Here is a 325-nt window from a genome sequence, read left to right on the forward strand (position 1 = left end):
ATGCTGGACGGCAATAACATGCTGGCGGACGATAACGTCTACTATCGCGACATCGATCTGGATCGCGCCGATTTTGCGCTGGATCCCGCCGGGTGCTTCCAGCTGCGTGGTCCTTTGCGCCTGGGGTTCCGTCAGCTGGACAACCCGCGCTGGCCGGCATCGCCGTTATATACGCTGACCATCACCGACCCCCTGTTGGCACGCAAGCTGGCAGGCGATGCGGTCATCAGCCTGCGGTTGGCCATTACCGGCAGCGAAAAGCAAGGTGCCGAGGGCGTTAAAATTGCCCAGGCCATGCTGGCCGACGGCAGCCCGGTTCACGCGC

1 protein-coding gene is annotated in these 325 nt (G+C 62.8%); it reads left to right on the forward strand.

From position 1 onward, the window contains the following. Positions 1-325, forward strand: a 325-nt coding sequence (locus tag CVN76_RS02375; protein WP_198512443.1) for a virulence factor SrfB, incomplete at both ends; no start/stop codon positions are given.

It is taken from the genome of Bacillus sp. mrc49 (assembly GCF_002803435.1).